Origin of the sequence: Agrobacterium sp. LR_9, assembly GCF_041954855.1 — a bacterium.
Taxonomy (GTDB): Bacteria; Pseudomonadota; Alphaproteobacteria; order Rhizobiales; family Rhizobiaceae; genus Agrobacterium; species Agrobacterium leguminum.
The window spans coordinates 425,671-448,619 of record NZ_JAVAYA010000002.1; the positions used below are offsets into that span (position 1 = coordinate 425,671).

Sequence of the window (22,949 nt, forward strand, 5' to 3'; positions counted from 1 at the left end):
GTTTTTGTTTCAAGCACTGCCGCTAAATTGCAGCGCGTCAGTCATTCATAAAATCGGCAGCCTTCTGTAACGAAGCTGCAACGAAAGTGTAGTAAAAATCTCGCCTTCCACAAGAAGGCTATACGAACACCGACGTATAGATTAGTGAATACAAAAGAACTTTTCTATTCCGCATTTTTTTCCACAACAATGCATAAGCTGGCTTTCGAATCCGCAGACACGCGGATGACGAGTATTCGGCGTTGAGGAAAGATTGTGAAGACAGGCCAGGGGGGCTTGGGACGGCCATGCAGGATAAAATCCTTCTGATTGAAGATTCCGTTGCTCTTTCCATGCTGCTGAAGACGCGGCTTTCGGAAGAAACGGAGGCCGAGGTCGTCCATTGCGACAGCATGGCCGCGGCCGATACCCTCATGCAGGCCCATAGTTTCACGCTGGCGCTGACGGGTCTCAACCTGCCCGATGCGCCGAAGGGCGAGATTCTCGCACTTCTATCCGAGCGCAAGGTGCCGGCCATCGTTTTCACCGCCACGGTGGATGAGGAGGCGCGCAAGCGCTACGCCGAAAAGAAGATCATCGATTACATCGTCAAGGACGGTCATCGCACCGTCGATGCGGTGGTAAGAACCGTCCAGCGGATTTTGAACAACAAGCTATTCTCCGTTCTTGTGGTCGATGATGTGCGCGCGGCACGGTCCGGCCTCGTGGAAATTCTGGAGCGGCAAAATTTCAGGGTCAGCGAGGCCCACTCCGGCAAGCAGGCGCTGGAAATCCTGTCGCAGAACCCGACGATCCAGCTCGTCATCACCGATTATCATATGCCTGACATGGACGGTTATGAGTTGACGCGCCGCATCTGCGACAGCCGCTCATCCGAAGATTTGCGGGTGATCGGCATATCGTCCTCCACAGACCGGTTGCTTTCGGCAAGCTTCCTGAAGGCTGGCGCCTCGGATTTCGTCTACCGCCCCTTCGTGCCGGAAGAATTGCAGTGCCGTATCGATAACAATATCGAGACGTTGAAGCAGCTCAAACGCCTGCGCGAACTGGCCGAACGCGACCACCTTACCGGCCTGCCGAACCGCCGCTCCTTCTTCGAGCGCACGCGGGCGCTGATGGATGTCATCAACGGCAATGACGAGAGCGGCGCCATTGCCATTCTCGACATCGACCATTTCAAGAAGATCAACGACACGCTGGGCCACGATGCCGGCGACAGGGCGCTGAAAAAGCTGGCCGAACTGCTTCATGATATGTGTGACGAGCAACGCCACATTCCCGCCCGCCTGGGCGGCGAGGAGTTTGCCGTGTTCCTGCGCGGGCTGGATGCGCACGCCGCCTATCAGTTCTGCGAGGAGCTGCGCGGGCAAGTGGAAAAGAACGGCCGGCAGCTGAGCGGTAGCAGCCTCGCCCTGACGATTTCGCTCGGCGTCGTGGAGATCGAAAAGGGCGAACCCTTCGACAACCAGCTGAATGCGGCGGACCAGCTGCTCTATCTCGCCAAGGCGAATGGCCGCAACCGCGTTTACTCCGACATCATGATCCAGGAAGGCCTGCAGAAGATCGGGCGGAACGGGTAAGAGCCTCCGCGAAGTCGCGTGTAGGATCGAGCCGATGCCACTTGTTTCTTCTCCCCGCCGGGGAGAAGGTCGCGGCAGCGGGATGAGGGGGCAAGGGTGCGGTCTATCGTTGGCGTTGCCCCCTCATCCGACCCTTCGGGCCACCTTCTCCCCCTTGGGGAGAAGAAACGAGCGGCAAAGCCGATCTACAATAATCAGCCTCGAATGCTAGGAAAGCACATCAGAACAGCGACATCTGCCCTTCGTCCTTCGCCGGCTTGATCTTCGCCAGCGGCGCGCTTTCCGGCACCGGCTCGATGAGATCCGCGCCGACATTCGCGACCTTGTTGACCTTGTCCGATACCGGGATCATCTCGAAAAAATCATCCTGAACCGGCCGCATCAGATCGGCGACCTCGCGCGGCTCCTGGGTCTTGCAATCCAGCCAGCGGCTGAAATCCTCGGGCGCGATGACAACAGGCATGCGATCGTGAATACGGCCGATCGCGGCATTGGCGGCGGTGGTGAGGATCGCGCCGGTATCGACCTCCGAGCCATCGGCGGAAGACCATGTTTCCATAAGACCGGCGAAGGCGACGATGCCGCCGCTTTTCGGGCGGATGAAATAGGGCTGTGGTTTGCCGCCCTCCTCCTTCGGCGGGCGTCGCCATTCGTAAAAGCCGGTGGCGGGAACGAGGACGCGGCGATGGCGCATGGCGGCGCGGAAGGAGGCCTTGCCGATGGCGGTTTCCGACCGCGCATTGATGAGCAGCGGAAAATCCTTCGGATCCTTCACCCAGCCCGGCAGAAAACCCCAGCGGACCAGCACGGCTCGGCGATTGGGCAGGTTGCTGCCGCGCTCCTGCCGCTCCCCCTCCATCACGACCAGAATGGGCTGCGTCGGCGCGATGTTGAAACGGGCGGGAAAATCCTCAAGGCCGATCAGATCGAGATAATCGGCGATCTCTTCCGGCGTCGCCTTCAGCACGAAACGTCCGCACATGCTTTTCTCCTCAACCCCTTGGTCCGAACAGGATGATGGCGGTGCCGGCAAGGCAGATGGCGCCGCCGGCAATGTCCCACCAGTCCGGCGCATGCCCTTCCACGCCCCAGAGCCAGAAGAGCGAAGCAGCAATGTAAATCCCGCCATAGGCGGCATAGGCCCTGCCCGCCGCCTCTGTCGGAACCAACGTCAGAAGCCACGCGAAAACGGCCAGCGCCACCATGCCAGGCAGCAATATCCACCCGGTCTTGCCGAGTTTCAGCCAGGCCCAGAAGGAAAAGCAGCCGGCAATTTCGGCAAGAGCCGCCAGGACATAGATAAGATAGACCTTCATTCCACCGTCTTTAACATGCACAATCGCGCCAGTTCCGGACTATAAGCATCGGCACGGAAACCGGAATCGATTTTTCCGAGCCACGTACCACTATAGACAGGCCGGCAACGGCCGAAACAAGCGAAACCATTCATGACCCTCCGTATCAAGCCCCGCCCCGCCTCCTCCGCCATCGTCAGGAACGGCGACCGGCTGCTTCTCGTGCGCCGCATCAACCCGCCTTCGAAGGACATGTTCGCCTTTCCGGGTGGTCGCGGCGAAGACGGCGAAACCCCGGCCGAAACGGCGCTGCGCGAATTGCACGAGGAAACCGGCATCGTGGCGCGCAGGCCGCAGCTTTTCGCGACATACGATCTTCCCTCCCGCGACGCCGAAGGGGTGCTGACGAGCCATTATTTCCTGTCGGTCTTTACCGTGGAAACCGATGCCGATCCGCTCGTGACTGTCGGTGACGATGCGGCGGATGCGGGCTGGTACACATTGGCGGAAATCCGCCTTCTGCCGGCGCCGGAAAGCGTCGTCGAATGCGCCGAGCGCCTGCTTGCATGATTGCCAGCCAGCCAGAATCGCTATTATCTAGGGCCGATCCGCCCGCCGGATGGTCGCGAGCCAACAGTTCACGAGCCAATAGTTCACGAGTATGTGTGGGGCAGAATAGAATTTTGATACGGCCAACCATCTTCCTGTCTCTTTTTCTGACAATGCTTGCCACCGCCGGGCAGCAGGGCGTCGCTTATGCGCAGCCTTCAAAACCCGGTTCCGAGGTGCGTCCGGCGGAAGCCGCGCCGCCCAAACCCGCTCCTTATGACGACAAGCTCGCACGGCTGTCGGAGATACTGGGCGCGGTGCAATATCTCAGAACCCTGTGCCCTTCTTCCGGACCGGAGGACTGGCGCAGATCGATGAGCGATCTTCTGGCTGCGGACACGGTCAACGAACCTGAACGACGTCAGCGCATGACGGCTGCGTTCAACCGTGGATACCGCTCCTTTGCGGCCATCCACACCAGTTGCACACGCGCCGCCATCATGGCAGAAGAGAACTACCGTAACGAAGGGGCAACACTCGCGCAGGAAATCGCGTCCCGGTTCGGAAATTAGAGGATTATTAACCTCTTTTCGCCGCAGGCCGTGCCGTTTTGATAAAAGGCTGCTAGTGTTGTTAACAGGGTGGTAAGGACTTGCCCGCCCTGTCGAGGATGAAAGATGCAGACAAGCCGTAACGAAATCGACGATATGATCGTGCATGAAAAGATGCAGGTCGCTCTGGAACACCAGAACGAGGCATGGGCTGACGGCATGGCCGACGGCATCGAGCCGGAGATCATCGCCGATGCCGCCATCGCTCTGGCCATGCGCGAAACCATCCGTATCCATGGCGAGGCCGGCGCTGAAGCAATGCTGGAATCGCTGCGCCAGCGCATGCTTCAGGGCGAGTTTTCGCCGCAGCGGGTAATACAGTAAAGCCGGGGTCTATCATGTCTTGCCTGAGCAAGGGGCTTTTGCGCTCTTCCGCCCTGCTGTCCATCCTGCTTGCCCTGACCGCCGGGCCGATTGGCATGCCAGGCCGCGCCTTTGCCCTTTCCGAGCTGAAGCCGGCGCAGAACACCGAAAGCGAGCCGAAGGCTGAGAATGGCGGTGAGCCGCAGCAGGCCCAGCCCGCAGAGCCGGACGAGATCGAAGGCGATTCGGAAGGCATTCCCCTGCCCGACCCTCTGGTGGACCGTTCCGCCAATCAGGCGAACCAGCAATCCTCCAAGCCCGACAACACGCCGGAAATGTCCGTGGTGATCGAGCACGACATTTCCAAGGCGCCGGAACCCGTGCGCAAGCTGCGCCAGCAGATCATCGAAGCCGCCGCCTCGGGCGATATCGAAAAGCTGCGGCCCTTCATCGCCGCCAGCCAGAAAGAATTCCGCATCGACGGCAACGACGGCGAAGACGCGATTGCGGCGCTGAAAAGCTATTCCGGCGATCCTGACGGGCTGGAAGTGCTGGCGATCATTATCGACCTTCTGTCTACCGGTTATGCCCATATCGATGCCGGCACGCCTGACGAAGCCTATGTTTTCCCCTATTTCGCCGGAAAGCCGCTGAATACGCTGACTGCGCAGGAAAAGGTGGAGCTTCTGCGCATCATCACCGCGGGCGATCTGGCGGACATGCAGGAATATGGCAATTACAGCTTCTACCGGGTCGGCATTTCGCCCGATGGCAAGTGGAAGTTCTTCACCGCCGGCGATTGATCGCATCGCGGTGCTTGCCGTTCTGTGGCAAAAATCCTAACTGTGCGGAATGAGCATTCCGGCAAAGCGCATCGGCTTTTGCCGGAGATCACAGAGTCTCGACGAACCGAACGGTGACGCCATGCCTTCCGCCCTTCTTGCCGACCGCCGCCTGATCCGGGTTTCCGGCACCGGCGCCGAGGAATTTCTGAACAACCTCATCACCGCAGACGTTGAAAACCTGCCGGAAGGCGAAGCACGGGCCGCAGCCCTTCTTACGCCGCAGGGCAAGATCCTGTTCGATTTCCTGATCTGGCGCGATGGCGGCGATTATCTGATCGAGACGGGCGTCGCCGAACAAGACGCGCTGCTGCGCCGCCTGACCATGTACAAGCTGCGTGCACCGGTCGATCTCAAAGCCGAGACTGTCGAAGGCGTGAGTGTCTTCTGGAACGAGACTGCGCCGACGGCAGGCATTCGGGATGGTCGTTTCGGCAAGGGCGGCATCGATCTTTACCGTATGCCGGGCGCATCCGCATCCGGCGACATCGCGGCCTATGATGCGCTCCGTGTCGAGCATGGGATTGCCGAATCCGGCCGGGACTATGCGTTGCAGGATGCCTTTCCCCATGATGTGCTGATGGATGTGAATGACGGCGTTTCCTTCAAGAAGGGCTGCTTTGTCGGCCAGGAAGTCGTCTCGCGCATGAAACATCGCGGTACGGCAAGACGCCGCGTCGTCACCGTTTCGGCCGAGGGCGCGCTTCCAACCAGTGGGACGGAGATGACCGCCGATGGAAAACCGGTCGGCACGCTCGGAACCGTTTGCGGCAACAGGGCGCTTGCCATCGTTCGGATCGACCGCATTGCCGATGCGTTCGCATCCGGCACGCCGCTTCTGGCGGAGACTGTTCCCGTGACCGTGGCCCTGCCCGCCTGGAGCGGCCTTTCCTTCCCGGCGGCCGATCCAGCAGCGCGGGCGGAGGACTGAGAGTGGCGCCTGCAAAAAGCCCGCGCGCCTGGCAGCGCATGCTGTCCGGTCGGCGGCTCGATCTGCTCGATCCTTCGCCGCTCGATGTGGAAATCGCCGATATCGCCCACGGCCTTGCCCGCGTGGCCCGCTGGAACGGCCAGACGCGCGGCGACCACGCCTTTTCCGTCGCCCAGCATTGCCTCATCGTCGAGACCATCTTCTGCCGCATGTGCACAGGTGCGACGCCTGACGACATGCAGATGGCGCTTCTGCACGATGCGCCGGAATATGTCATCGGCGACATGATCTCGCCGTTCAAATCCGTGGTCGGCGGCGGTTACAAGACCGTGGAAAAACGGCTGGAAGCCGCCGTGCATCTGCGTTTCGGCCTGCCGCCGCATGCATCGCGCGAATTGAAGGACCGCATCAAGAAGGCCGATACGGTCGCCGCCTTTTTCGAGGCGACGGAGCTTGCCGGTTTTTCCACCGCCGAGGCGCAGAAATTCTTCGGCCTGCCGCGCGGCATTACCCGCGACATGTTCGACATGACGCCCCTGCCCTCAACCGAAGCGCAAAAGCTGTTCATCGAACGTTTCGAGGCCATCGAGGCGATGCGTGCCGTCAAGACGGGGGGTGCGACATGACCGCCATTGTCGTATCGCCGCTGTCGCGGATCGCAGAGATGGCCGTCAAACACAAGGCCCGCGAAATGGTGACGCTGATCGCCAAAGAGCAGTCCTTTCACCGTCCCGCCGTCATTGCCGCAGGCCGGCATCTGACGCTTGCCATGAACGACATCGCATTCAAGGGCACCGCCGATCTCATCGCGCCTGACGATGCACATGTGCTGAAGCTGATCGATTTCGCCCGGCAATGGGACCAGTCAGCACCACTGCTCATCCATTGCTGGATGGGCGTTTCCCGCTCACCCGCCGCCGCCGTCATCGCCGCGCTCAGCCTTTATCCGGACCAGGATGAGATCGAACTTGCGCTGCGCCTGCGCGCCGTCTCGCCCTATGCCACGCCCAATGCCCGCATCATCGCCATCGGCGACCGTCTGCTCGGGCGCGATGGCCGGCTGGTGGCGGCGATCAAAAAAATCGGCAGGGGCGCGGATACGGATGGTAACGTGCCCTTCGTGCTGCCGCTTGGTAACTGAGGTGGTTTTGGCGGAACCCTCACGGCGTCCAGTCGTTACCAACCCTGAAGAGCAATGAAAATCACAGGTTAATTCATGGAACAACAGGCAACGGATATCATCGTCGCATCGCAGGCGGCGTTGCAGCAGGCAAGCGCGCTTGCGGTGCAATATTCCTTCTCGGTCGTCGGTGCGCTTCTGCTGCTGATCGTCGGCTGGCTGGCCGCCACTTTCCTGCAACGCTGGGCTTTTCAGGGCCTGTCGCGCATTCGCGGCTTCGATGCGACACTCGCCGGTTTCTTCGCCGGCGCCATCCGCTATGTGGTTCTCATTCTGGTGCTGGTCATGGTGCTTGGCCAGTTCGGGGTGCAGACGGCCTCCATTCTCGCCGCCCTTGGCGCCGCCGGTCTGGCCATAGGCCTTGCGTTGCAGGGCACGCTGCAGAATATTGCCGCCGGCATCATGCTTCTGGTGCTGCGCCCGTTCCGGGTCGGCGAATATATCGAGACCAGCACGGTCAGCGGCACTGTGATCGAGATCGGGCTGTTTGCGACCGAGCTGAAGACCAGCGACGGGCTTTACCGTCTCGCGCCCAACTCCACGCTCTGGAACGTGCCGATCACCAATTACAGCCGCTTTCCCTCGCGCCGTCACGAACTCAGCCTGACGGTCAAGAATGATGAGGATCTGGCGGCCGCACAGGATATGCTGATGAAAGTCGTGCGTTCGGAGAGCCGGGTTTTGCTGGACCCCGCCCCCGTCACCTTCGTCGATTCGGTCAGCGCCGACAGCGCCACCGTCAAATTGCGCTACTGGGTGCGCAGCGACACTTATTTCGCAACGACCCGCGATGTGACGAAAGCCATGAAACTCGCCTTCGACGAGCGCAAGGCGGAAGTGAGCGCCCAGCCGGCCTGAGACCTCACGTCTTCCTCTCTTTTCAAGCGCGGTGGCTGCAACAGCCACCGCGCTTTTTCGTTGGCCACGTAGCAGCGCGCACTTGCATCCCGCGAATGCGGCCTCTATAGGTCGATACGTAATGTTATTACGTAACTATCTTCGTCGATATGAGAGGGCCGAAACAATGCAGAAGATACTCACCCGCGTCACCGGCGCCGTCGCACTAGGTTCCATGCTGCTGGCGGCAACCGCGGCAATGGCTGCCGGTGGCGACAAATCCGCAGCCCACAGCCACGACCATGGGCACGATCACGGCCACCAGATGACCGAAGCTGAAAAGCAGATTTACAAGGGTTATTTCGAGGATGCGCAGGTGAAGGCGCGCACGCTTTCCGACTGGGAAGGCGACTGGCAGTCGGTCTATCCCTATCTGCTGAACGGCTCGCTTGATTCCGTCATGGCCGAAAAGGCGGCGCATGGCGACAAGACGGCGGCGGAGTACCGCGCCTATTACGAGATCGGTTACAAGACCGATGTGAACCGCATCGTCATCAAGAGCGACAGCGTGGCGTTTTATAAGGACGGCAAACCCGCTGAAGGCATCTATGTCAGCGATGGCCATGAAATCCTGACCTACAAGAAGGGCAATCGCGGTGTCCGCTACATCTTCAAGAAAACCGGCGGCGATGAGGCCGCGCCGCAATTCATCCAGTTCAGCGACCACTCCATCGCCCCGGTCAAGGCAGGCCATTACCATCTCTACTGGGGCAACGACCGCAAGGCATTGCTGGACGAAGTGACCAATTGGCCGACCTACTACCCGTTCCTGATGGACGGCGGCGATATCGTCGAAGAAATGGCGGCGCATTAACTTCGCACGACATTCCGGCACGGGCATATTCTTCATGCCCGTGCTGCATTCCTTATTGCCCCAGGGTGGAGCGATGCGCCCAGCCGGTCATGCGCTTTTCAAGCCAGGCCATGATCGCATACATGACGATGCCTTCCACCGCGAGCATCAGCAGGCCGGCAAAGACGAGCGGCACGTTGAACTGGCTCTGCGCCGAACTCATCATGTTGCCGAGGCCGTAATTGGAGGCGACGGTTTCCGAGACGACCGAGCCGACAAAGGCGAGCGTGATGGCGATTTTCAGCGAGCCGAAGAAATAGGGCATGGAGCGCGGAATGCCGACCTTCAGCATAATGTCCATCTTCTTTGCGCCAAGCGCCCGCAGCACATCTTCCGTTTCCGGCTCTATGGTGGCAAGCCCGGTGGCGACGTTGACGACGATGGGGAAGAAAGAGATCAGGAAGGCGGTCAACACGGCAGGCACCGTGCCGATGCCGAACCAGATGACGAGGATGGGCACCAGCGCCACTTTCGGGATGGCGTTGAAGCCGATCATCAGCGGATAAAGCCCGGCATAAATGGTTTTGGACCAGCCGATGAACAGGCCGATGGCGAGGCCGGCGGCCACCGCAATGGCGAAACCCAGCGTCGTGGTATAAAGCGTCTGCAGCGAATTCTTCCAGATCGGCGACCAATATTGCAAGATGGCCTGTCCGACCCTTACCGGTGACGGCAGAATGGTGGGCGGCATTTTCAGCGCGTAGACCAACAGTTCCCACAACACGAAAAGCGCCAGCGTATAAAGCCAGGGCGCGGCTTTCAACCAGTTGACGCGGGCAATCAGCGGCTTGCGCGGCTCGGCCACAACGGTGCCTTCCATGATCGCGCTCATGCCGCCACCCTCGCCTGCGCGATCTCGCCATGCAGTTCCTGCACCATGTCGTTGAAACCCTTGTCATACATGATATCGAGCTGGCGCGGGCGGGCAAACGGCACGCGGTGTTCCGCCAGCACCCGGCCCGGCCTTGCGCTCATCACGAAAATCTTGTCGGCCAGAAATGTCGCCTCGCGCAGATCATGGGTCACGAGGATGATGGTGACGCGCTGCGCGGCGTGCAGGTCGCGGATGACGCACCATAATTCCTCGCGGGTGAAGGCATCGAGCGCACCGAAAGGCTCGTCCAGCATCAGCAGTTCCGGTTCGTGGATCAAGGCCCGGCAAAGATTGGCGCGCTGCTGCATGCCACCGGAAAGCTGCCACGGATACTTCGAACCGAACCCCTTCAGGCCGACGATTTCCAGAAGGCGCTCGGCTTTCGCGACATATTCCGCCTTGTGGGCGCGCAGGCGTCGACGATGTTTCTCGACGATCTCCAGCGGCAGCAGGATGTTCTCAAGCGTGGTGCGCCACGGCAGCATCGTCGGGTTCTGAAACGCCATGCCGACGATGGAAACCGGCTCCGTGACCTGCCGCCCGGCAACGATGACATTGCCCCTCTGCGGAATGTGCAGCCCCGTCACCAGCTTCATCAGGGTCGACTTGCCGCAGCCGGAGGGGCCGACCACGGCGGCGAATTCACCCTTGTCGACCGTGAGGTTCAAGCCGGATACGGCCAGCGTGCCGGCGGAGCCGCCATAGCGCATGTCCACACTGTCTATTTCCACGAGATGTGACATTGCTGTTCCCTATTTTGGCGCGCGCCCGCGGCCCCATCATCCTCGCCTCACTTTCGAGGCAATCGCTTACGCCCGGCGTCGCTGCTTGTTTCTTCTCCCCGCCGGGGAGAAGGTGGCCCGAAGGGTCGGATGAGGGGGCAACGTCAGCGATAGACCGCACCCTTGCCCCCTCATCCCGCTGCCGCGACCTTCTCCCCGGCGGGGAGAAGAAATTTGCGGCGCCCGCTCGCTCTATCCGCAACGGCTATCCCAATCAGGGAAGCATGCGTTCTTCCTTGGCCGGCAGATAGGTCGCGTCGAAGACCTGCTCCGCCTTGACGTTGCCCTTCAGGCCAAGAGAAACTTTCAGCGTCTCGATGGAGGCGGAAAGCCGGGCCGGATCGACGCCGCCCATGCCGTTTTCCACCACATAGGGCGTCTTGATATTCATGCTGTTGGCCATGTTGAGGCGTTCAAGCTCGATGGCGCTGTCGAGCGTCTCGTTGCGCTTGAGCACGGCCGCCACGCCCTCTTCCGGGTTCTTGACGGAATCGGCGAAGCCCTTGGCCAGCGCTTTCAGGAAGCCCTTCACGGCATCCGGGTTTTTCTCTGCGAAATCAGTGTTTACCAGCACCGCATTGCCATAGAGATTCAAGCCGTGCTCGGCCATCAGGATGGTCGAGATATCGTCATCGGCGATGCCCTGTTTCTTGAGGTTGAGGATCACCGAAAAGGCAAAGCCGAAAACGGCGTCGACATCGCCCTTGGCGAGCATGGGTTCCCGCACCGGAAAACCGATCGATTCGATCTTGATCTTGCTGTCATCGAGACCTGCTACCTGCTTGAAGGCAGGCCATTGCGCAAAAGCGCCATCCGGCGGCGGCGCGCCGAGCTTCTTGCCTTCCAGCGACTTCGGATCGCCGGTGACACCGAGCGACTTGCGGCCCACCACGGCAAAGGTCGGGCGCTCATAGACCATATAAACGGCCTTGATCTTCTGGCTCGGATCCTCGTCGAGGAACTTCATCACCGAGTTGATGTCGCCGAAGCCCATCTGGTAGGCGCCGGTCGCCACGCGCGGAATGGCTTCCACCGAGCCGTTGCCGCTATCGATGGTGACATCGAGACCTTCAGCCTTGAAGTAACCCTTATCGAGCGCCAGCAGGAAACCGGCAGCGGGGCCTTCGAACTTCCAGTCGAGCGTGAATTTCACCGGCGTTTCGGCCCGCGCCTCGACGACCGGCAGCGAAAAACCAGCGGTTACACCGATGGCGGCAATGGTCAGAGCCCTGGTCAACAACCTGCGCGTTAAAATCATCTATTCCCCCTGATGGTTTTGTTGGATTGGTTGCATAAGACCCAATTCCAGCCCTCAAGGCAAGATAAAATTGCATACAAAATAGCCGTTATTTTGTATGCTTATTTTATATGCATAAACGGGCGCAGGGCAGGCAAAAAGCCGGCATTTTGCCCATCGCGCATGCAACGAAGCGAAAGCGGGATCGTTCACGCAGAGAACACAGCGTTCTCATTTGCCGGGGTTGCGGATCAGGGGCAGCGTGCGACAAATGGGGCCACGAACAGCAGGCGAACAGCGGGACGGCAAGATGAATTCTGCACTGGGCATACACCACATCACCATGATTACCCGCAAGGTGCAGGCGAATGTGGATTTTTACGCCGGCTTTCTGGGCCTGAGGCTGGCCAAGCGCACGGCCGGTTTCGAAGACGCCATGCAGCTGCACCTGCTTTATGGCGACGATATCGCCTCGCCCGGCTCGCTTCTCACCTTTCTCGTCTGGGAAGATGGTGGTCAGGGCCGTGTCGGCTATGGCCAGACGCTGGAGATTTCCGTGGCCATCGATCCCGCCGCCATCGGCTTCTGGCTGACGCGGGCGCTGAAATTCGGCATCCGGGCGGAAGGCCCCTCCGATGAGTTCGGCGCTCCGGTCATCCGGCTGAAAGATCCTGACGGCCTGATCGTCAAGCTGGTCGGCACCCACGCCTTTGCCGATGCCACGCCGCATGTGACGGACGATATTTCCGCGGAGGACGCCATTCGCCGCATCTATGGCGCGACGGTGCTGAGCGAAGTGCCGGAAGAAACCGTGGCGTTTCTGGAGAAACATTTCGGTTACCGGCAGGAAAGCCAGGCAGGCGCAATCCGCCGCCTCGTTTCCGAAAGCGGCGACATTATCGATGTGCGCGACGCCACCGGCTTCTGGTCCAGCGCGCCGGGCACCGGCACCGTCGATCATATCGCCTTCCGGGCCAAGGACATGGACGAGCTGAACGCGGTTCATACGGGGCTGAAATCGCTGAATTCCAGCACCACCAATGCCCATGACCGCAAATATTTCCACTCGCTCTATGTCCGCGAACCGGGCGGCGTGCTGATCGAAATGGCGACCGACGGGCCGGGCATGACGGTGGACGAACCGTTGGAATCGCTCGGGGAAAAACTGTTCATCCCGCCGCTCTTCATGAAGGACGAGGCGGATGTGCGTGTCGCCCTGCCGCAGTTTGCAATGCCGGGCGAAGAGCGCATCGTCTATCGCGACCTGCCCTTCGTGCACCGTTTCTATACGCCCGAGGAGCCGGATGGCAGCACCATCATCCTGCTGCACGGTTCCGGCGGCAGCGAAACGAGCCTGATGCCCCTGGCGCACCGGGCAGCGCCGCGCGCAACGCTTCTCGGCGTTCGCGGCCGCAGCACGGAGGAAGACATCGCCCGCTGGTTCCGCCGCAATCCCGATTTCAGCTTCGACCAGAAGGATATCGTCTCGGAAGCGGAAGCCTTCGCCGCCTTCGTGGAGGGGGCGATACGGTCCTATGGTCTCGACCGTTCGAAACTGAAGTTTATCGGCCATTCCAATGGCGCAAATTTCTACGCGGCCTTTGCAGCACTTTATCCGGAACTTGCCGGAGACGCCCTGCTCTATCGCCCGATGCCGGTTCTGGAAACATGGCCGCAGGCTGATCTTTCCGGCCGCAATGTCCTGCTTGTGGCGGGAGAACGGGACAAATATCTCGACAAGGCTCACGAATTGCAGGGCCGGCTGGCGGCGAGCGGAGCGAGAGCCGAGTTGGAAACGGTTGAGGACGGGCATGAGCTCGGGGTTGCCGATATCGAAGCGGCGCGGCGCTGGCTGGCGGATGTTTCCTGATTTGAATGCGCAGTGGGCACGCGGGGGCCTCCCGTTTCTTCTCCCCGCCGGGGAGAAGGTGGCCCGAAGGGTCGGATGAGGGGGCAAGCTCTCCGTATATCTCCACCCTTGCCCCCTCATCCCGCTGCCGCGGACTTCTCCCCGGCGGGGAGAAGAAACAAGCGGCTTACTCCCTCGCCAGCCGCATCCGTCATCAACCGGGCCTTGCATAAATTCACCAAAAGGGCTTTAAAAACAGCTTCGTAATTGGAGAGTCCGTTTGGAAATCCCGCTGTTTATCCTCGCCCTCGTCGCGGCCTTCGTCTACACGCTGGTCGCGAGCATCCGCAATTCAAGTCGAATCAAGTCGCTGGAACGGGAAGTTCTCAGTCTCAAGCGGCTGATGGCTGCGGACGTGACGTCGCCTGTGGCGGCGCAGGCGGAGAACGCGGAATCCACGGCAAGACCGGATCTCAAGGCGGAAGACGAAAGCAGGACGCCTGCGGAAGACGCAACCTTCCAGGCTGAATACGCCTCCGAGCCGCAGGAAGCCGCCGCCATGGTGCAGGCGGAAGACGCCGTCCGCGAGGAGGCACCTTCCGCTCCTGCGAGCGATACGGCATCCGCACCGGCAACGAAGGAAAGCTTCGAAAGCCTGCTCGGTGCGCGCTGGGCCGTCTGGGCCGGCGGGCTGGCGCTGGCGCTCGGCGGTATTTTCCTCGTCAAATATTCGATCGAATCGGGGCTGCTCAGCCCGGCGGTCAGGCTGTCGCTCGCCGCCATTTTCGGCCTCGTTCTCGGCGTTGCCGGCGAGGCTGTCCGCCGCAAGGCGGTGCCGGGCATCGCCGCCACCTATTCCAACGCCATGATCCCGGGCGTGCTGACGGCGGCCGGCGCCTTGACGCTGTTCGGCGTCGTCTACGCCGCCTATGGCATTTACGGCTATATCGGCCCCGGCATGGCTTTTGGCCTGCTCGGGCTCGTCGCCTTCGCCACCATCGGGCTTTCGCTGCTGCACGGGCAGGCGCTGGCCGGTCTCGGCCTTCTCGGTTCGATGCTGACGCCGGCGCTGATTTCCACCGAGACGCCGAATATCTGGGCGCTCTTCGTGTTCCTCACCATCTCCTGGCTGGCAACAGCGGCCGCGGCGCGCAGGCAGGGCTGGACCGTGGTTCCCTCTCTCGCCAATGCCGGCCTCGGCCTCTGGGCGCTCGGCTATATCGGATTTTCCGAAACGATCAGCGCCGAACCGCCAACGCTTGCCCTGCTCGTCATGCTGGCGGGAACCATATTCCTCTGGCCCGGAAAGACATTCGACACGCCGCCTGCGGAGACCGGCGAAACCGCCGCTCCCGAGCGGCGCGCCATCCGCGGCATGCGGCTTATGCTGCGCCCGTCGCTCGCCCTCAATCTCACCGTGTCGATGGCCGTGATCCTGCCGGCCATCGGTTTCCTGTTTGCCGATGGCGGTATCGACACCCATCCGGCACTCATCGTTTCAGCGCTCATCGCCGCCCTTGCGGCCCTTGGCGCCGCCCGCCACTATGCGGTATGGCCCGCCATTATCGCAGCGCTCGGCGCGCAGGCTGCCGTGTCGCTGATGTCGCGGCAGGGCATCGACTTCATCGGCCTTATCAACGATACGTCCGTGTCCCTTCCGCCCGTATCGGTCGGCTACACGGCGGAAATCGCCATGGCGCTCGGCCTCGGGGCTGTCTTCGTGCTCTGCGCCTTCTCTTTCCTGAAACGCAAAGGCGCTGAAGATGCGGATTTCGCCCAGCTCTGGGCCGGTATCGCAGCACTTTTCCCCGTCTGGCTCGCCACCTCAAGCTTTGTCGAATACGGCAATCTCGGCCGTGACTGGCTGCACGCCGCCTATGGCCTCGGCCTTGGGCTGGTGTTGCTTGCGGGCGCCGAGTGGCTGCACCGGCAGAACAACGAGGCCTATCGCAAGCCGCTGAACATCCTCGTGCTCGGCTCCTTCGCCGCCTTTACGCTTTGCCTGCACACGCTGACGCAGGGGCTTGCGACGACCGTGCTGCTCTCCGTCATCGGTTTCGTTTATGTGCTCGCGAGACGTTACCGCAACTGGGATGTGCTGCCCTGGGTGATGGCCGTGGCGAGCGTTGCCGTTCTCGGCCGCATCGCCTGGGAACCCACCATTGTCGGGCCGCAGAACCTCGGCACCACGCCGGTCTTCAACGCGCTTCTGCCGGGTTACGGCATTCCCGCACTGCTGGCTGTCGCTTCGGCATGGCTGCTGCGCGACTGGCCGGGGGTCAGGGCGAAGAACTTCCTGCAGGCAATTGCCAGCGTCATGGGCCTTCTCGCCGTCGCCATCCTCATCCGCCACGCGATGAATGGCGGCACGCTGGATGACAGCGTGCCGACGCTTGGCGAACAGTCGATCTACACGCTGCTGACCATCGGCTTCTCGGGCGTCTTGATGACGCTGGACCTGAAGAGCCCCAGCCCCGTCTTCCGCTACGGCTCGATGATTGCCGGCGTGATTGCCGTCATCAATGTGCTGACGATGCATTTCTTCACGCTCAACCCCTATTTCACCGGCGAAAATACCGGCAGCATTCCATTCCTCAACCTGCTGCTGATCGGCTACCTGTTGCCGGCGCTCGCCTATGGCGGCCTGGCCTATTATGCGCGCGGAAAACGTCCGCCGCCCTATGTCAGCATGCTGGCGGTGGCAGGTGCGGCACTCGGCTTTGCCTGGGCCACGCTTTCGGTGCGCCGTTTCTGGCAGGGCGAGAACATTGCCGACTGGAAGGGTTTCCTGCAGGGCGAGACCTATAGCTATTCGGTGGTCTGGCTGCTGATCGGCGTGTTGCTGCTCGTGCTCGGCTCGCGCTTCAATGCCCGCAGCCTGCGTCTTGCATCCGCCGCCTTCGTGCTGATCTCGGTTGCCAAGGCGTTCCTGATCGACATGAGCAACCTCGAAGGCGTGCTGAGAGCGCTGTCCTTCATCGGTCTTGGCGCAGTGCTGATCGGCATCGGCCTGTTCTACCAGAAAATCCTCACCCGGAAGCCGCAGGCATGATCGCGGCCGAGGCTTTCGCGCCCTATGCGGCGCTTGCGCAGGACCTGATACCGCACGCCGCCGATACGGGCGACGGCTCGCATGATCTTGCCCATATTCACCGCGTCTTCCGCAACGCCATGCGCATCCATGCGGGCGAAGGCGGCGATGGCACTGTGCTGGCCGCCAGCGTGCTGTTGCATGATTGCGTGGCGGTGGAGAAGAACTCGCCGCTCCGCGCGCAGGCCTCACGGCTGGCGGCGGAAAAAGCCTCGGGCATTCTTGAAGCCCTTGGCTGGCGACGCAGCGATATCGACGCCGCCGCCCATGCCATCACCACCCACAGCTTTTCAGCCAATATAGAGCCGCAGACGCTGGAGGCGAAAATCCTTCAGGATGCCGACCGGCTGGACGCCATCGGCATGGTGGGAGCGGCGCGCTGCTTTTATATTGCGGGACGCATGGGCTCGGCTCTCTACGACCCGGTCGACCCGCTGGCAAAGGAGCGGCCGCTTGACGACCGCGCCTTTGCCATCGACCATTTCGAAACCAAGCTGTTCAAGCTGGCCGACGGCTTTCGCACCGAGACGGGCCGGCAGATGGCCAAGGCCCGCCATGAGCGGCTGAAACAGGTGCTGGACCTGTTTCTCGACGAGATTTGAGGAGACCCGAGATGCGTGTGACCGAGCTCAACATCTATCCGCTGAAAAGCGCGCGCGGCATTCCCCTCTCCGAAAGCACTGTTTCGGCAGAAGGCCTGCCGGGCGACCGCCGCGCCATGCTCATCGATCCCACCGGCCATTTCATCACCCAGCGCGAATTGCCGGCCATCGCTACGGTTCTGGCCCGGCACGAGGATGGCGGCATGGCGCTTTCGCGGGAAGCGAATGGCGAGGTTCTCGCAAGGCCTTCCGGGGAGCGCATGGATGTGGCGGTGTGGAAATCAATCGTCAGCGCCAACATAGCCGATGACGAGACCAACGACACGCTCTCGGCATGGCTGGGGCGCGCGGTGAAGCTGGTGTTCTTCGACGACGCCTCGAAACGCATTGCAAGCCTCGAATGGACCGGCAACGAAACGCCCGTCACCTTTGCGGACGGTTACCAGATACTCGTCACCACCACCGCCTCGCTTGCCGCGCTGAACGACAATATGCGCGCCAATGGCGAGGACGCGGTCGGCATGGAACGCTTCCGGCCCAATATCGTGCTTGATACGGACGAGCCATGGGCCGAGGACCGCTGGGCGGCCATCGAGATCGGCGGCATTCGCTTCGATCTGGTCAAACCCTGCGCCCGCTGCATCATGACCACGCAGGACCAGACGACCGGCTCCCGCGATGTGCCCTCCCCCATGAAAGCCATGGGCCGCATCCGCATGTCCGGCGACCGGCGCGTGCCCGGCCCGCTGTTCGGCTGGAACGTGACGCCGCGTGGTGAAGGCAGGCTATCCGTCGGTGATGTAGCGAAGGTGACCGAGGAAAGGCCGGAAGGCTGGGCGATCAAGCGGCGGTAAGCCGGTCCAGGTCAGATCGAGCCTAAGGGACGCGGATGTCCTCCCTCATTCCTGTGCTTGTCACAGGAATCCAGTCAGCCCAAGTCCTTGGGCTGAAAAGACTCTTTCCGCCACGCAGACGCGTGTCGACTGGATCCCTGTGACAAGCACAGGGATGAGGAGAGGATGGAATCGATCACGGCTTGCGAGCGCTGACGATCAGAAAGATCGGGCGGCGATCTTCGTGCTTCATCTCCGGTCGCTCCGCGAGCAAGGCGGGATCGGGCCTCGGCTCGGCCAGACGCGTCAGGGCAAAGCCGGCAGAAAGCAGGCTGTTGAGAATGCCTGACATCGTGCGGTGATATTTGACCACATCGTCCGCCATCCATTTGGAATGGCGCACGCCCTCGCTTTGATAATTATCGAGCGGCCAGTGCAGGATTTCGCCATCCTCGCCATAAAACCAGTCCTGTTTTTCCAGCGCCGTGAAAACGGGGTGTTCGATGGAAAAGATGAAATCGCCGCCGGATTTCAGCACGGCGAAAATCTTTGCGAATGCCATGTCGAGATCGCGGACGTAATGCAGGGCGAGAGAACTCAGCACCACATCGAAACTTTCCTGCGGAAAATCGATGTCTTCGATAGCGGCGCGACGGTATTCGATGCCGGGCCCGCCATTTATCTCGGCGGCACGGCGCAGCATATTCTCCGACAGATCGACGCCAACGATATGGGCCGCCCCCTGCTCTGCGGCATAACGGCAATGCCAGCCGAAACCACAGCCGAGATCGAGAAACTCCGTGCCTTTCAGCTCCGGCAGCATGGCGCGCAATTTATGCCACTCGCCGGCCTGACGCAGACCTTCCAAAGAACGCGGCATGGCGCTATAGCGCTCGAAAAACCCGGGATCGTCGTAGATATTCTGTTTCATCGTCGTCTCTCCGGTGGCGGCATGTGGGGCATTCCATCAATCCCATGAATAGTGGCCGTCAAGAAAAGTCGCTAGTGGGACCGGCTGACAAAAGATAATATTCATCCCATCGTAGCGGAATCTGCGGCAAGCCATGTCCCTATTTTTTGGGACGCGGCGCCGCGATGGGGGAATATTCATGTCGCAAGCCACACGCCAGACCATGCCCTGGCTGATTATCGCCGCCGGGTCGCTGATCGCGGTCATGACCTTCGGCCCCCGTTCCGCCATGGGCTTTTTCCAGCTGCCGATGCTCGCCGATACCGGCTGGGACCGTTCCACCTTCGGTCTCGCCATGGCCCTGCAGAACCTCTTCTGGGGGCTCGGTCAGCCCTTCTTCGGCGCCATCGCCGATAAATACGGCACTGGCCGCGTGCTCGTGCTTTCCGGCCTGCTTTATGCTGCCGGCCTCATCTGCATGTCCTTCGGCACCTCGCCCTTCTGGCTGCATTTCGGCGGCGGCGTTCTCGTCGGGCTCGGCATTGCCGCCGGCTCCTTCAGCGTCATCCTTTCGGCCTTTGCGCGCCATGTCACGCCGCAGCAGCGTTCGCTCGCCTTCGGCATCGGCACCGCGGCGGGCTCAGCCGGCATGTTCCTGTTCGCGCCGATCAGCCAGGGCCTGATTTCCACCTATGGCTGGTCGGACAGCCTCGTCTGGCTTGCCGCGATGATGATGCTCGTGCCGCTGCTCGCCTTTCCGATGCGTGGCAATTCCTCTTCCGGCAGCCAGTCGCAGGCGCAGTTCCAGCAGACGGCGGGCGAAGCGCTGAAAGAAGCGCTCGGCCATAAAAGCTACCTGCTTTTGACCACGGGCTTTTTCGTCTGCGGTTTTCAGGTGGCCTTCATCACCGCGCATTTCCCGGCCTATCTCGGCGATATTGGCATCGAACCGCGCTACGCCGTCATCGCCATGGCGCTGATCGGCTTCTTCAACATCATCGGATCGCTTGCCGCCGGCGTCATCGCCCAGCGTTATTCGAAACCCTATCTGCTGGCCTATATCTATATCGCCCGCTCGGTTGCCGTCACCGCTTTCCTGCTCCTGCCGCAATCGCCGCTTTCAGTCATCATCTTTGCGGCCGTCATGGGCATTCTCTGGCTTTCCACCGTGCCGCCGACCAATGCGCTGGTGGCGATCATGTTCGGCACGCGCCATCTCGGCATGCTCGGCGGCGTCGTGTTCCTGTCGCACCAGATCGGCTCGTTCCTCGGCGTCTGGCTCGGCGGTTTCCTTTACGACAGGCTGGGTTCTTATGATCTCGTCTGGTGGCTGGGCGTCGGCATGGGGATTTTCGCGGCCATCGTGCATTGGCCCATTCAGGAGCGACCGGCTCCGAGGCCTGCAATGGCCTAGTCAGACGGCCTTATCGAGGGCGGGCGACATCGCCCTGCCCTCCTTCGCCCTGCGCTCAAGCGCCTTCAGCGCCGCCTGCACGAAACCGTCGCGGGCGGCGTTTTCGTTGAGGCCACGCGGATCGTAGACATGCCGGTTGAGGAAATGAGCGGTGAGGCGGAAAGCAGCCGCGAGGCTGTCAGGATCGGCGGCCTTCGACTGGCCTTCGCTTAAGAAAGCCGGAAGCGACAGCATCCGCTCCGCATAGGGCGCACCTGCCGTGCGGCAAACCGCCCTGCCCGTTTTCGGCGATACATAGATGAGGTCGGTGCGCAGCCCCGTCGCCGCGCATTCGGTGAGATCGAGCCCGAAACCGAGTTCGTTCAGCACCGCCAGTTCGAAGCGCACGAACAATTCCCCGGCATCGACGGGGTCATGCAGATTGTCGAGAATGATATCCAGCGCCTGATAGAGATGCGGGTGCGGATCGCGCTCCGGCAGAAGCCTGAGCAACGCGCCCATGGCCTGCACACCATAAACGGCGGTCGCTGTTTCCATCAACTGCGCAGCGCGCAGTTGCAGCGGCTCGATGCGGAATTCACCCAGATGATCGTGGAGGCGCGCCCGCCAGATGACATCCACCCGGTTGCCCGCCTGTAGCACAGGCTGCATGCTGCGGGAACGGCCGGAACGCACCAGCCCCAGATGGCGGCCACGCGAAGGGGTCATCACCTCGGCGATGACACTCGTCTCGCCGTGGCGTTTGACGCCGAGAATGATTGCCTCTTCCTGCCACTGCATGAAACGCGTCCGAATTTCGATTCAGGAGTTCGATTCAGGCCCGATCATACCCGATCTGGCGGCAAAACGTTATTCTTTTACGGCACCGTCAACCACGCCGACGAGGTTGAGAACGAAATCGATAATTTCGTTTTCCCCGAAGGGTTTGCCGAGCAACGGCGCGTGCGTGAGATCTTCCGGAAAACCCGTCGTGTCACCATAACCGCTGACGAAACCGAAGGGAATGCCCGCATCGCGCAGCCCGCGCGCGAAATCGTAGCTCTTGCCGTCGGTGAGGCTGACATCGAGAAGCACGCAATCGGCGCCATCCTCTTCGACAGCCTGCCTCGCCTGCGCAAGCGTGGTGGCGATGGCGACGGATTCCACCCCCATGGACTGGAGAACCGCTTCGACATCGAGCGCCACCAGATATTCATCCTCAACGATGATAACCCGTTGTGGCACCATATGTTTTCTTCTTCCCAAAAAGAGGACCGCACGGCTCGAAGCTGCGGTCTCCGACATGATTCTCCCGTCAGATAACACGACAGGAGTCGCAAATTGCGGCTGCGCCGTCATTTAAAAAAGACATGTCAAAGGAAGATCAGATGAAGGGCCTCTGCCGCTTTTCATCGCTTTCCCAACCCGCCACGTTGGTCAAGCCGGCATCGTCCAGCACCAGACAGCCCTTGTCCGTCCAGCGGATGAGACCGCGATCGACGAGCTTTCTCAAGGTCTTGTTGGTGTGAACGATGGACAGGCCAAGCGTATCGGCAACGTGTTGCTGGGTGACCGGGATCGGTGTTTCGCCGGGGATGAGGTTGACCGCTTTCGCCTTGCGATAAAGAAACGCGATCAGATAGGCGGCGCGTTCCAGCGCGGTGCGGCGGCCGATGCTGAGGAGGTGGTTGTCCAGCATGCGTTCCTCGCTCGCCGCGATCCAGGTGAGGTCATAGGCAAGCGTCGGGTGATCGGTGAAGAGGTTGTTGAGGCGGGAGCGCTCGAAGACGCAGAGCGTCACCGGCGACAGCGCCTCCACCGAATGCTGCATTTCCCCCATCACCGTGCCCTGAAGACCGACGAGATCGCCGGGCATGACATAGTTGAGGATTTGCCGCCGGCCGTCCTCAAGCGTCTTGTAACGGAAAGCCCAGCCCTGCAGAACGGTGTAAAGATGGGCGCTGTGCGAGCCTTCCATCAGGATGACGGAGCCGCTTTCCACCGCAAGTTCCCCCGTCTTGAAACGCGAGACGAAATCCAGTTCGGAAGAGGAAAAATCCCGGAAATGCGGTAGGTCGCGCAGGGGACATTGCTGGCACGGGGTGGTGGAAATTCCGTTCGGTTTTTTTGGCGACATGAATATCCATCATCGAAAAAGGTTGCGCCCAATTGTTTTGGAACAACCCGCCCGAACGTATTCGGTTCCCGATGGTGAGTGAAGATATTCAGTTCGTTCCGGGATTGCGTCGCGCCCCGTCTCGAACACAAAAAAGCGAAGGGCTTGGGCAATCTCGACGTTCGCGTTGGTTCGCGACATTTCCCGCCCGTCATTCCGGC

25 protein-coding genes are annotated in these 22,949 nt (G+C 61.1%); 15 read left to right on the forward strand and 10 right to left on the reverse strand.

The genetic code is table 11. The features are described from left to right. Positions 1-287 precede the first annotated feature (287 nt). Positions 288-1,580 (forward strand): PleD family two-component system response regulator, encoded by a 1,293-nt coding sequence (locus RAC79_RS04510; protein WP_065654114.1) that lies wholly within the window; start codon positions 288-290, stop codon positions 1,578-1,580. A gap of 220 nt (positions 1,581-1,800) precedes the next feature. On the opposite strand, the gene RAC79_RS04515 is transcribed toward RAC79_RS04510, so the two are convergent. Next, the gene (locus RAC79_RS04515; protein ID WP_020811514.1) at positions 1,801-2,562 is read right to left on the reverse strand and encodes an SOS response-associated peptidase; all 762 of its coding nucleotides are present in this window, start codon (positions 2,560-2,562) and stop codon (positions 1,801-1,803) included. A gap of 10 nt (positions 2,563-2,572) precedes the next feature. Beyond that, the gene (locus RAC79_RS04520) at positions 2,573-2,896 is read right to left on the reverse strand and encodes a YnfA family protein (protein WP_142844800.1); all 324 of its coding nucleotides are present in this window, start codon (positions 2,894-2,896) and stop codon (positions 2,573-2,575) included. A gap of 132 nt (positions 2,897-3,028) precedes the next feature. On the opposite strand from RAC79_RS04520, the gene RAC79_RS04525 reads away from it, so the two are divergent. The 9 genes from RAC79_RS04525 (at position 3,029) to RAC79_RS04565 (ending at position 9,002) form a co-directional block, all read left to right on the forward strand. Next, positions 3,029-3,445, forward strand: a complete 417-nt coding sequence (locus tag RAC79_RS04525) for an NUDIX hydrolase (protein WP_003520673.1) — start codon at positions 3,029-3,031, stop codon at positions 3,443-3,445. 113 nt (positions 3,446-3,558) lie between these two features. Beyond that, entirely contained in the window at positions 3,559-3,996 is a 438-nt protein-coding gene (locus RAC79_RS04530) for a TIGR02301 family protein (protein WP_142844799.1), read from the forward strand. A 105-nt stretch (positions 3,997-4,101) separates the two neighbouring features. After that, on the forward strand, positions 4,102-4,359 hold the full coding sequence (locus tag RAC79_RS04535) for a hypothetical protein (protein WP_003501987.1): 258 nt from the start codon (positions 4,102-4,104) through the stop codon (positions 4,357-4,359). A 14-nt stretch (positions 4,360-4,373) separates the two neighbouring features. Further along, positions 4,374-5,141, forward strand: a complete 768-nt coding sequence (locus RAC79_RS04540) for a hypothetical protein (RefSeq protein WP_142844798.1) — start codon at positions 4,374-4,376, stop codon at positions 5,139-5,141. A 121-nt stretch (positions 5,142-5,262) separates the two neighbouring features. Beyond that, positions 5,263-6,111 carry a folate-binding protein YgfZ gene (locus tag RAC79_RS04545; protein ID WP_142844797.1) on the forward strand — a complete coding sequence of 283 codons (849 nt, stop codon included), beginning with the start codon at positions 5,263-5,265 and terminating at the stop codon, positions 6,109-6,111. Between the two features lie 2 nt (positions 6,112-6,113). Continuing rightward, on the forward strand, positions 6,114-6,737 hold the full coding sequence (locus RAC79_RS04550; protein WP_161987831.1) for a YfbR-like 5'-deoxynucleotidase: 624 nt from the start codon (positions 6,114-6,116) through the stop codon (positions 6,735-6,737). After that, entirely contained in the window at positions 6,734-7,252 is a 519-nt protein-coding gene (locus RAC79_RS04555; RefSeq protein WP_142844796.1) for a tyrosine phosphatase family protein, read from the forward strand. Before RAC79_RS04550 ends, RAC79_RS04555 begins: the two co-directional genes overlap by 4 nt. A 75-nt stretch (positions 7,253-7,327) precedes the next feature. Further along, positions 7,328-8,149 (forward strand): mechanosensitive ion channel family protein, encoded by an 822-nt coding sequence (locus RAC79_RS04560; RefSeq protein ID WP_065654121.1) that lies wholly within the window; start codon positions 7,328-7,330, stop codon positions 8,147-8,149. A gap of 166 nt (positions 8,150-8,315) precedes the next feature. Continuing rightward, positions 8,316-9,002, forward strand: a complete 687-nt coding sequence (locus tag RAC79_RS04565) for a metal-binding protein ZinT (protein ID WP_065654122.1) — start codon at positions 8,316-8,318, stop codon at positions 9,000-9,002. A gap of 52 nt (positions 9,003-9,054) precedes the next feature. On the opposite strand, the gene RAC79_RS04570 is transcribed toward RAC79_RS04565, so the two are convergent. From RAC79_RS04570 to RAC79_RS04580, 3 genes are all read right to left on the reverse strand, one after another. Then, entirely contained in the window at positions 9,055-9,873 is an 819-nt protein-coding gene (locus RAC79_RS04570) for an ABC transporter permease (RefSeq protein ID WP_174039012.1), read from the reverse strand. After that, entirely contained in the window at positions 9,870-10,658 is a 789-nt protein-coding gene (locus tag RAC79_RS04575) for an ABC transporter ATP-binding protein (RefSeq protein WP_065654124.1), read from the reverse strand. The genes RAC79_RS04570 and RAC79_RS04575 overlap by 4 nt, the downstream gene beginning before the upstream one ends. 253 nt (positions 10,659-10,911) lie before the next feature. Continuing rightward, positions 10,912-11,955 (reverse strand): ABC transporter substrate-binding protein, encoded by a 1,044-nt coding sequence (locus RAC79_RS04580; RefSeq protein ID WP_065654125.1) that lies wholly within the window; start codon positions 11,953-11,955, stop codon positions 10,912-10,914. 289 nt (positions 11,956-12,244) lie between these two features. On the opposite strand from RAC79_RS04580, the gene RAC79_RS04585 reads away from it, so the two are divergent. The 4 genes from RAC79_RS04585 to RAC79_RS04600 all read left to right on the forward strand — a co-directional run bounded on the left by RAC79_RS04585 (position 12,245) and on the right by RAC79_RS04600 (position 18,330). Further along, positions 12,245-13,804, forward strand: coding sequence for a VOC family protein (locus RAC79_RS04585; RefSeq protein WP_174039011.1), 1,560 nt, complete (start codon positions 12,245-12,247; stop codon positions 13,802-13,804). 259 nt (positions 13,805-14,063) lie between these two features. Continuing rightward, positions 14,064-16,835 (forward strand): DUF2339 domain-containing protein, encoded by a 2,772-nt coding sequence (locus RAC79_RS04590; protein WP_174039010.1) that lies wholly within the window; start codon positions 14,064-14,066, stop codon positions 16,833-16,835. Then, entirely contained in the window at positions 16,832-17,476 is a 645-nt protein-coding gene (locus tag RAC79_RS04595) for an HD domain-containing protein (protein WP_059752335.1), read from the forward strand. Before RAC79_RS04590 ends, RAC79_RS04595 begins: the two co-directional genes overlap by 4 nt. Positions 17,477-17,487: 11 nt before the next feature. Further along, complete coding sequence (locus tag RAC79_RS04600; protein ID WP_142844793.1) at positions 17,488-18,330, forward strand: MOSC domain-containing protein; 843 nt, start codon at positions 17,488-17,490, stop codon at positions 18,328-18,330. A gap of 175 nt (positions 18,331-18,505) precedes the next feature. Here the strand turns inward: RAC79_RS04600 and RAC79_RS04605 are convergent, their stop codons facing one another. Then, positions 18,506-19,240 carry a class I SAM-dependent methyltransferase gene (locus RAC79_RS04605; protein WP_142844792.1) on the reverse strand — a complete coding sequence of 245 codons (735 nt, stop codon included), beginning with the start codon at positions 19,238-19,240 and terminating at the stop codon, positions 18,506-18,508. Positions 19,241-19,418: 178 nt separating this feature from the next. Here RAC79_RS04605 and RAC79_RS04610 point away from each other — a divergent pair, with 178 nt between their 5' ends. Next, complete coding sequence (locus RAC79_RS04610; RefSeq protein ID WP_161987829.1) at positions 19,419-20,633, forward strand: MFS transporter; 1,215 nt, start codon at positions 19,419-19,421, stop codon at positions 20,631-20,633. Here the strand turns inward: RAC79_RS04610 and recO are convergent, their stop codons facing one another. The 4 genes from recO to RAC79_RS04630 form a co-directional block, all read right to left on the reverse strand. Continuing rightward, positions 20,634-21,413 (reverse strand): DNA repair protein RecO, encoded by a 780-nt coding sequence (gene recO / locus RAC79_RS04615; protein WP_125145848.1) that lies wholly within the window; start codon positions 21,411-21,413, stop codon positions 20,634-20,636. 69 nt (positions 21,414-21,482) lie between these two features. Next, the gene (locus RAC79_RS04620) at positions 21,483-21,860 is read right to left on the reverse strand and encodes a response regulator (protein WP_125145847.1); all 378 of its coding nucleotides are present in this window, start codon (positions 21,858-21,860) and stop codon (positions 21,483-21,485) included. Positions 21,861-21,996: 136 nt separating this feature from the next. Further along, positions 21,997-22,749: a Crp/Fnr family transcriptional regulator gene (locus RAC79_RS04625; RefSeq protein ID WP_065654134.1), complete on the reverse strand. Its 753-nt coding sequence runs from the start codon at positions 22,747-22,749 to the stop codon at positions 21,997-21,999. A 9-nt stretch (positions 22,750-22,758) separates the two neighbouring features. Next, positions 22,759-22,949: hypothetical protein (locus tag RAC79_RS04630; RefSeq protein ID WP_374996933.1), on the reverse strand; the 191-nt coding region annotated here is incomplete at its 5' end.

What these genes read in the sequence shown, in the direction of transcription:
- RAC79_RS04510 (WP_065654114.1), top strand. Translation starts at nt 288, where the DNA reads ATGCAGGATAAAATCCTTCTGATTGAAGATTCCGTTGCTCTTTCCATG.
- RAC79_RS04515 (WP_020811514.1), bottom strand. Translation starts at nt 2,562, where the DNA reads ATGTGCGGACGTTTCGTGCTGAAGGCGACGCCGGAAGAGATCGCCGAT.
- RAC79_RS04520 (WP_142844800.1), bottom strand. Translation starts at nt 2,896, where the DNA reads ATGAAGGTCTATCTTATCTATGTCCTGGCGGCTCTTGCCGAAATTGCC.
- RAC79_RS04525 (WP_003520673.1), top strand. Translation starts at nt 3,029, where the DNA reads ATGACCCTCCGTATCAAGCCCCGCCCCGCCTCCTCCGCCATCGTCAGG.
- RAC79_RS04535 (WP_003501987.1), top strand. Translation starts at nt 4,102, where the DNA reads ATGCAGACAAGCCGTAACGAAATCGACGATATGATCGTGCATGAAAAG.
- RAC79_RS04540 (WP_142844798.1), top strand. Translation starts at nt 4,374, where the DNA reads ATGTCTTGCCTGAGCAAGGGGCTTTTGCGCTCTTCCGCCCTGCTGTCC.
- RAC79_RS04545 (WP_142844797.1), top strand. Translation starts at nt 5,263, where the DNA reads ATGCCTTCCGCCCTTCTTGCCGACCGCCGCCTGATCCGGGTTTCCGGC.
- RAC79_RS04555 (WP_142844796.1), top strand. Translation starts at nt 6,734, where the DNA reads ATGACCGCCATTGTCGTATCGCCGCTGTCGCGGATCGCAGAGATGGCC.
- RAC79_RS04560 (WP_065654121.1), top strand. Translation starts at nt 7,328, where the DNA reads ATGGAACAACAGGCAACGGATATCATCGTCGCATCGCAGGCGGCGTTG.
- RAC79_RS04565 (WP_065654122.1), top strand. Translation starts at nt 8,316, where the DNA reads ATGCAGAAGATACTCACCCGCGTCACCGGCGCCGTCGCACTAGGTTCC.
- RAC79_RS04570 (WP_174039012.1), bottom strand. Translation starts at nt 9,873, where the DNA reads ATGAGCGCGATCATGGAAGGCACCGTTGTGGCCGAGCCGCGCAAGCCG.
- RAC79_RS04575 (WP_065654124.1), bottom strand. Translation starts at nt 10,658, where the DNA reads ATGTCACATCTCGTGGAAATAGACAGTGTGGACATGCGCTATGGCGGC.
- RAC79_RS04580 (WP_065654125.1), bottom strand. Translation starts at nt 11,955, where the DNA reads ATGATTTTAACGCGCAGGTTGTTGACCAGGGCTCTGACCATTGCCGCC.
- RAC79_RS04585 (WP_174039011.1), top strand. Translation starts at nt 12,245, where the DNA reads ATGAATTCTGCACTGGGCATACACCACATCACCATGATTACCCGCAAG.
- RAC79_RS04595 (WP_059752335.1), top strand. Translation starts at nt 16,832, where the DNA reads ATGATCGCGGCCGAGGCTTTCGCGCCCTATGCGGCGCTTGCGCAGGAC.
- RAC79_RS04600 (WP_142844793.1), top strand. Translation starts at nt 17,488, where the DNA reads ATGCGTGTGACCGAGCTCAACATCTATCCGCTGAAAAGCGCGCGCGGC.
- RAC79_RS04605 (WP_142844792.1), bottom strand. Translation starts at nt 19,240, where the DNA reads ATGAAACAGAATATCTACGACGATCCCGGGTTTTTCGAGCGCTATAGC.
- RAC79_RS04610 (WP_161987829.1), top strand. Translation starts at nt 19,419, where the DNA reads ATGTCGCAAGCCACACGCCAGACCATGCCCTGGCTGATTATCGCCGCC.
- recO (WP_125145848.1), bottom strand. Translation starts at nt 21,413, where the DNA reads ATGCAGTGGCAGGAAGAGGCAATCATTCTCGGCGTCAAACGCCACGGC.
- RAC79_RS04620 (WP_125145847.1), bottom strand. Translation starts at nt 21,860, where the DNA reads ATGGTGCCACAACGGGTTATCATCGTTGAGGATGAATATCTGGTGGCG.
- RAC79_RS04625 (WP_065654134.1), bottom strand. Translation starts at nt 22,749, where the DNA reads ATGTCGCCAAAAAAACCGAACGGAATTTCCACCACCCCGTGCCAGCAA.